This is a genomic window from Nocardioides sp. (assembly GCF_035429765.1).
In the GTDB taxonomy this organism is placed as follows: Bacteria; Actinomycetota; Actinomycetes; order Propionibacteriales; family Nocardioidaceae; genus Nocardioides.
In genome coordinates, this window is record NZ_DAOMFK010000180.1 from 1 (window position 1) to 6,547 (window position 6,547).

5 protein-coding genes are annotated in these 6,547 nt (G+C 72.1%); 4 read left to right on the plus strand and 1 reads right to left on the minus strand.

Translation table 11 applies throughout. From position 1 onward, the window contains the following. The coding region (locus tag PLP61_RS13755; RefSeq protein ID WP_324503309.1) for a citrate synthase 2 at nucleotides 1-830 on the minus strand (830 nt) is incomplete at its 3' end. A gap of 131 nt (nucleotides 831-961) precedes the next feature. On the opposite strand from PLP61_RS13755, the gene pdxH reads away from it, so the two are divergent. From pdxH to PLP61_RS13775, 4 genes are read left to right on the plus strand one after another with little or no spacing between them, the layout of a single operon-like run. Then, nucleotides 962-1,648, plus strand: a complete 687-nt coding sequence (pdxH, locus tag PLP61_RS13760; protein WP_324503310.1) for a pyridoxamine 5'-phosphate oxidase — start codon at nucleotides 962-964, stop codon at nucleotides 1,646-1,648. A 43-nt stretch (nucleotides 1,649-1,691) separates the two neighbouring features. Then, nucleotides 1,692-2,294, plus strand: coding sequence for a TetR/AcrR family transcriptional regulator (locus PLP61_RS13765; protein WP_324503311.1), 603 nt, complete (start codon nucleotides 1,692-1,694; stop codon nucleotides 2,292-2,294). Further along, a complete protein-coding gene (locus tag PLP61_RS13770; RefSeq protein ID WP_324503312.1) occupies nucleotides 2,288-4,021 on the plus strand; it encodes an ABC transporter ATP-binding protein in 1,734 nt (577 codons plus the stop codon). Before PLP61_RS13765 ends, PLP61_RS13770 begins: the two co-directional genes overlap by 7 nt. After that, on the plus strand, nucleotides 4,018-6,015 hold the full coding sequence (locus PLP61_RS13775; protein ID WP_502889061.1) for an ABC transporter ATP-binding protein: 1,998 nt from the start codon (nucleotides 4,018-4,020) through the stop codon (nucleotides 6,013-6,015). The genes PLP61_RS13770 and PLP61_RS13775 overlap by 4 nt, the downstream gene beginning before the upstream one ends. The last annotated feature ends 532 nt before the right edge of the window (nucleotides 6,016-6,547 follow it).

Below are 6,547 nucleotides of genomic sequence, written 5' to 3' on the forward strand. Positions count from 1 at the left end.
TCCAGCGCCTCGGCGACCTCGAAGCGGGGCGCCCCGAGCTCGCGGGCGGTCCGCCGCAGCACCCGGGCCCGGGGGTCCTCGGCCCGGTAGACCCGGTGCCCGAAGCCCATCAGCCGCTCACCCGAGTCCAGCAGCTCCTTGACGTACGGCGCCGCGTCGCCGCGCCGCTCGACCTCCTCGATCATCCCGAGCACGCGCGAGGGGGCGCCGCCGTGCAGCGGCCCGCTCATCGCCCCGATGGCCCCCGAGAAGGCCGCCGCCACGTCGGCGCCGGTGGAGGTGATCACCCGGGCCGTGAACGTCGAGGCGTTCATCCCGTGCTCCGCCGCGGAGCTCCAGTAGGCGTCGATGGCCCGGACGTGGCGCGGGTCCGCCTCGCCGCGCCACCGGATCAGGAACTTCTCGGCCAGGCTGCGGCCGCGGTCCACCTCGCGCTGGGTGACCACCGGGCGCCCCAGCCCGCGGGCGGCCTGCGCGGCGTACGAGAGCACCATGACCGCCACCCGGGACAGGTCCAGCCGCGCCTGCTCGTCGCTGATGTCGTAGGTCTGCCCCATGCCGAGCATCGGCGCGAGCATCGCCACGCTCGCCTGCACGTCGGCGCGCACGTCGCCGGTGTGGATCGCGATGTTGTACGGCTCGGCGGGCGGGAGCCCCGGGGTGTAGGTGCCGTCCACCAGCAGGCCCCAGACGTTCTCGAACGGCACGCGGCCGACGATCTCCTCGATGTCCACGCCCCGGTAGCGCAGCGCCGAGCCCTCCTTGTCGGGCTCGGCGATCTCGGTCTGGAAGGCGATCACGCCCTCCAGGCCGTGGTGAACCTCAGTCATCTCGGTGTGACTCCTTCGTCAGCGACTCCGCGGATCGCGCGGAGCGCGGGGCAACAGGCCACCCGCGTCATCCTCCACCTCGCCCCTCGCCTCGCAGCACCGGCGCCGCTCCGCGGGCTACGCCCCCACCCATGGAGCCCGGCAGCGCCCCCGGCGGACCCGACCGGGCCGGGCCGCCCCCCGCGTGGGCGGCGCTGCGCAGGGCCTACGCCGGCGACGGCCTGCACGAGAGGGACCTCGCCGCCGACCCGATGGCCATGTTCGGGCGCTGGTACGCCGAGGCCGTGGCCGCCGGCCTGCACCAGCCCGAGGCCGTCGTGCTCGCCACCAGCACGCGGGACGGGCGGCCCTCCTCCCGGATGGTGCTGCTCAAGGGCGTCACCGAGTGGGGCTTCGTGTTCTTCACCAACCTGCTCTCGCGCAAGGGCACCGAGCTCGCCGCCAACCCCTCGTGCGCCCTGCTGTTCCCGTGGAACCCCCTCGAGCGGCAGGTGCGGGTGGAGGGGGTGGCCTCCCAGCTCCTCCGCGAGGACGTCGTGGCCCAGTTCGCCGCCCGCCCACGCCCGTCCCAGGTGGGGACCTGGGCCTCCCACCAGTCCCAGGTGGTCCCCGACCGGGACGCCCTCGATGAGGCGTACGCCCAGGCGCAGGCCCGGTTCGCCGACCAGCCCGAGGTTCCGCCCCCCGCGGAGTGGGGCGGGTACGCCGTCCGGCCGGAGACCGTGGAGTTCTGGCAGGGGCGTCCCGGCCGGATGCACGACCGCCTGGTCTACCGGCGCCGCGACGACGGCTGGCACGTGCAACGGCTCGCACCCTGAAAACCACTTGTGAGTGAGCACTCACTCAACTACCGTGGGGCGGGTGACTCCCCGCGCGCCCCGGCTGTCGGCGGCGGAGCGCCGGGCGGCCATCGTGGCCGCGGCGCTCCCCGTGCTGATCGAGCACGGCCGGGCCGCGACCACCAGGCAGATCGCCGAGGCCGCCGGCATCGCCGAGGGCACCATCTTCCGGGTGTTCACCACCAAGGAGGAGCTGGTCGACGCCACCCTCGACGCGGCGTTCGACCCGAGCGACTTCCTCGCGGCGCTGGCGGCCGTCGACCGCGACGCTGCGCTCCGTGAGCGGCTGGTGGCGCTGACCACGATCTTCCAGAAGCGCTTCTTGCAGATGTTCCGGCTGATGGCGGCCCTGGGCATCCCGCCCCCGGCCGCCAAGCACCGGGGGACCGAGCCCGAGGACTGGAAGCGCCAGGCGGGTGACCTCATGGTGGAGCTGATCGAGCCGGACGCGGCGGCGCTGCGGGTGCCGCCGGCCCAGGTGGCTCGCGTGCTCCGGCTGCTGACGTTCTCCGGCAGCCACCCCCACATCACCGACCAGCAGCTGCTCACGCCCGAGGAGATCGTCGGCGTGGTGCTGGACGGCGTACTCCTGCACCCCGACCGTCCGACGGAGGACCCATGCTGATCCGGGTCGTCCGGGAGTTCCTGCGGCCCTACCACCCGTGGCTGGCGCTCATCGTGGGCCTCCAGTTCGTGGCCACGGTGGCGGCGCTGACGCTGCCCAGCCTCAACGCCGACATCATCGACAAGGGGGTGACCCAGGGCGACACCGGCTACATCCTGCGCACCGGCGGGATCATGCTCGCCGTCGCGGTGCTGCAGGTCGCCTGCACGATCGTGGCCGTCTGGTTCTCCGCGCGCACCGCGATGGGCTTCGGCCGCGACCTGCGGGCCGCCCTGTTCCACCGCGTGGGCTCCTACTCCCAGCGCGAGGTCCAGCACTTCGGCGCCCCGTCGCTGATCACCCGCGACACCAACGACGTGCAGCAGGTGCAGATGCTGGTGCTGCTGGCCCTCACGATGATGGTGGCCGCCCCGATCATGATGGTCGGCGGTGTGGTGATGGCGCTGCGCGAGGACGTCGGACTCTCCTGGCTGCTCCTGGTCACCGTCCCGGCCCTGCTGCTCTCGGTGACGTTCATCGTGAGCCGGATGGTGCCCAGCTTCCGGGTCATGCAGGAGCGCATCGACGAGGTGAACCGGCTGCTCCGCGAGCAGATCACCGGCGTCCGGGTGGTGCGCGCGTTCGTCCGCGAGCAGCACGAGACCGAGCGGTTCGCGGTGGCCAACGACGAGCTCACCACGGTGGCGATCCGGGCCGGACGCTGGCTCTCGCTGATGTTCCCCACGGTGATGCTGATCCTCAACATCTCCTCGGTGGGGGTGCTGTGGTTCGGCGGCCACCGGGTGGACAACGGGCAGATGGAGGTCGGCCAGCTCACCGCCTTCCTGGCCTACCTCGTCCAGATCCTGATGTCGGTGATGATGGCGACCTTCATGATGATGATGATCCCGAGGTCCAGCGTCTGCGCAGACCGGATCGCGGAGGTGCTCGACACCGAGAGCTCCGTCGTCCCGCCCGCCGACCCGGTCACCACCCTTCCCGAGCCCGGCACGCTGGTCTTCGACCGGGTCGGGTTCAGCTACCCCGGCGCCGACCACCCGGTCCTCCGCGAGGTCTCGTTCTCGGCCCTGCCCGGGCAGCTCGTCGCCGTCATCGGATCGACCGGCGCCGGCAAGAGCACCCTGGTCAACCTCGTGCCGCGGCTGTTCGACGCCACCGCCGGCCGTGTGCTCGTCGGTGGCGTCGACGTGCGGGCCGTGGCTCCGGAGCGGCTCTCCCAGGTGCTGGGCCTGGTGCCGCAGCGGGCCTACCTCTTCTCCGGGACCGTCGCCAGCAACCTGCGCCTGGGCAACCCCGAGGCCTCCGACCAGGACCTGTGGGAGGCCCTGGAGATCGCCCAGGCCGCCGACTTCGTGCAGGAGCTCCCCGGGCAGCTCGAGGCGCCGGTCGCCCAGGGTGGCACCAACGTCAGCGGCGGGCAGCGGCAGCGGCTGGCGATCGCCCGTGCGCTGGTCCGTCGCCCGCAGATCTACCTGTTCGACGACGCCTTCTCGGCGCTCGACCTGGCGACCGACGCCCGGCTGCGCGCGGCCCTCCGGCCGGTGACCCGGGACGCGACCGTGCTGGTCGTGGCCCAGCGCGTCTCGACGATCCGCGACGCCGACACCATCGTCGTCCTCGACGACGGGGCGGTGGTAGGCCGGGGCACTCACGAGCAGCTGCTCGCCACGTGCGCGACGTACCAGGAGATCGTCTCCTCCCAGCTCGGCGCGGAGGAGGTCGCGTGACGACCCGCGAAGCCCCGAAGGCGACCTCGGGCCGGCTGCGCGAGACCGAGCGCATCCAGGCCGGGCCCGGCATGGGGCGCGGGCCGTTCGGCGGCGGCATGGTCGGTCAGAAGGCCACCCGCTTCGGTCCGTCGGCACGGCGGATGGTGGCCCGGATGCGACCGGAGCGCGCCAAGGCGATCGCCGTGGTGCTGCTGGCCGTCGTGAGCGTGACGCTGATGTCGGTCGGCCCGCGCATCCTCGGGCACGCCACCGACCTGATCTTCGCCGGCGTCGTCGGCGCCCGGATGCCGGCCGGTGTGTCGAAGGAGCAGGTGGTCGCGGCGATGCGGGCCAGGGGCGAGGACCGGCTCGCCGACATGGTCTCGGCCATGGACGTGGTCCCCGGCCAGGGCGTCGACTTCCAGGCGGTCGGCCAGGTCCTGCTGCTGGTGCTGGCGGTGTACGCCGCGGCCGCCGTACTGGCCTGGCTGCAGGGCTACCTGCTCAACGACGTCGTGCAGGCGACGGTACGCCGGATGCGCGCCGACGTGGAGGACAAGGTCAACACTCTGCCGCTGGGCTACTTCGACCGGCAGCCGCGCGGGGAGCTGCTCAGCCGCGTCACCAACGACATCGACAACGTCAGCCAGACCCTGCAGCAGACCATGAGCCAGCTCCTCACCGCACTGCTGACGGTGCTGGCCGTGCTCGGGATGATGTTCTGGATCTCGCCGCTGCTGGCGCTGGTGGCGCTGATCTCCGTCCCCGTCTCGATGGTCGTCGCCGGACTCGTCATGCGCCGCTCCCAGCGGCTCTTCGTCGACCAGTGGCGGCGTACCGGCCGGCTCAACGCCCACATCGAGGAGACCTTCTCCGGCCACGCCCTGATCAGGGTGTTCGGCCGCCAGCAGGAGGTGGAGCGCACCTTCGCGGAGGAGAACGAGAAGCTCTACGAGGCGTCCTTCGGTGCGCAGTTCGTCAGCGGTCTGATCATGCCCGTCATGATGTTCATCGGGAACCTCAACTACGTGCTGATCGCCGTGCTCGGGGGCCTGCGGGTCTCCAGCGGCGCGATCTCGCTGGGCGACGTCCAGGCGTTCATCCAGTACTCCCGGCAGTTCACCCAGCCGCTGACCCAGGTGGCCTCGATGACCAACCTGCTGCAGTCGGGCGTCGCGTCCGCCGAGCGTGTCTTCGAGCTCTTGGACGCCGAGGAGCAGGTGCCCGACCGGGACGGCGCCGCGGCACCCGAGGGGCAGCGGCACGGCGAGGTCCGGTTCGAGCACGTGAGCTTCTCCTACGACCCCGAGCGGCCGCTGATCCACGACCTGTCGCTGGTCGCCGACCCCGGGCACACGGTGGCGATCGTCGGCCCGACCGGTGCGGGGAAGACCACCCTGGTGAACCTGGTGATGCGGTTCTACGAGGTCGACGCCGGGCGGATCACCCTCGACGGCGTGGACATCTCCTCGATGCCGCGCAGCGTGCTGCGTGACCAGATCGGGATGGTGCTGCAGGACACCTGGCTGTTCGCCGGCACGATCCGGGAGAACATCGCGTACGGCCGGCCCGGTGCGACCGAGGAGGAGATCCTCGCCGCCGCGCGGGCCACCTTCGTCGACCGGTTCGTGCACTCGCTTCCGGAGGGCTACGACACCCACATCGACGAGGAGGGGTCGAACCTCTCCGCGGGGGAGCGGCAGCTGGTGACCATCGCCCGTGCGTTCCTGTCCGACCCGGCGCTGCTCATCCTGGACGAGGCCACGTCGTCGGTGGACACGCGCACCGAGCTGCTGCTCCAGCACGCGATGGCCGCCCTGCGCAGCGACCGGACCTCGTTCGTCATCGCCCACCGGCTCTCCACGATCCGCGACGCCGACCTGATCTTGGTGATGGAGGACGGCGCGATCGTCGAGCAGGGCACCCACGAGGAGCTCCTGGCCCGGGGCGGTGCCTACGCCCGGCTCTACCTGTCCCAGTTCACCCACGCCGACCCGGAGGCCGTGGCCTGAGTCCGCTCGTCGCCGGCCGCGGATCCTGGGTGAAATCGGCTTGAGTGCGGTCGCCCGGCCGCCTACCGTTGGTCGGACACGGGAAAGGAGGTGGTCCGACGGATGATTTCTTCAAGGACGCGTGAGGTGGCTGCCCGCTAGCAGCGGCCGCGACCAGTGCGTCGACGTCGCGCTGGTGAATCCCAAGCAGTCACCCGACCCGCAGGCGATCCGGATCCCACGTCCGCCGGAGGCGGCCCCACCGAGGGCCACGCCTGCGGGTCGCCCCTGTCCGGGCCTCTGCGCCCCTCATCCTGGTCGCCCGGGTGTGCGCCCGACCTCCGCGTCGCGAGGCTACTGGTGCGTACGACGCGTCTGGCATGTCGTACCCACCAGTAGCCGTCGGGCGGGGGTGTGGGGGGGGGGGGCCGGCCCCACGCCGGAGGAGGCTGCGGTCTGTGGCAGGCAGCCGACCCCTCACCCCGCGTGCTTCGCCGCGCCCCTCTCCCGCAAGGGGAGAGGGTAAGCCCCGAGCCGAGTTCGGAACCGTGGC